General features: G+C 67.2%; 1 protein-coding gene. It reads right to left on the reverse strand.

Translation table 11 applies throughout. From position 1 onward, the window contains the following. Positions 1–175 precede the first annotated feature (175 nt). Positions 176–739: a Uma2 family endonuclease gene (locus ABD371_RS35730; protein WP_344486951.1), complete on the reverse strand. Its 564-nt coding sequence runs from the start codon at positions 737–739 to the stop codon at positions 176–178. Positions 740–787 lie beyond the last annotated feature (48 nt).

Here is a 787-nt window from a genome sequence, read left to right on the forward strand (position 1 = left end):
GCGGCACGGTATCTGTCGGCGGGCCGGGCTGGTCGCAGGTTTGAGCGACCGGTGTGGGCGGTGGGTGAGTCTGTGGTCGAACAGCCCCTGGGGGGCAGGGTTGGTGGCACTCTGGTCCAGAGTCGTTCCCCTGGTGTTTTCTCGGCGGTGTGCCGTTGACCTGCGTTGCGGTAGTTCAGGTGGGGGTCAGGCCGGTGGTGTCCAGGTTGAGGTCGAAGGGGGCTGGGATGTGCAGGGTGGTTCCGAAGGGGTGTGGGCCGTCTGCGCGGGTGTAGCCGAGGTGACCGGGTTCGGAGAACAGCGTGATGCTGCCTTCGACCCGGTCGACCAGGAGGTACAGCGGCGCCCGGTATTCGGCGTAGCGGCGGCGTTTGACGACGCGGTCGGTCTCGGCGTTGGACTCGGAGGTGACTTCGACGATGAGGAGTGTCTGGTCGGGGAGGAGGGCCCTTCCGCCTTTGGCGAGTTCTTCGGGGACGACGGCGAGGTCGGGGACGTACCAGTTGGAGGAGCCGGGGAGGTCGAGGTTGCCGGATCCCTCGACGCAGCCGAGTTCGTCGACGCGGTCCTCGAGCTGTCGGCGTACGAGGCGGGCGGCCCGTTCGTGGTCCCAGGTCGGTGACACGGGCTCGATGATCCCTTCGATGATCTGGGCGCGGTCGCCGCGGATGTGCTGGACGGCGTACTTGAGGGCGCGTTCGGAGTCGATGCCGTGGCTGTAATCGGGCGCGCTGGTCATCTGGTTGGCTCCCTTCGATCCCGTTTCTGCCCTGTCGGCTCAGGGTAG

Origin of the sequence: Streptomyces amakusaensis (genome assembly GCF_039532665.1) — a bacterium.
GTDB lineage: Bacteria > Actinomycetota > Actinomycetes > Streptomycetales > Streptomycetaceae > Streptomyces > Streptomyces amakusaensis.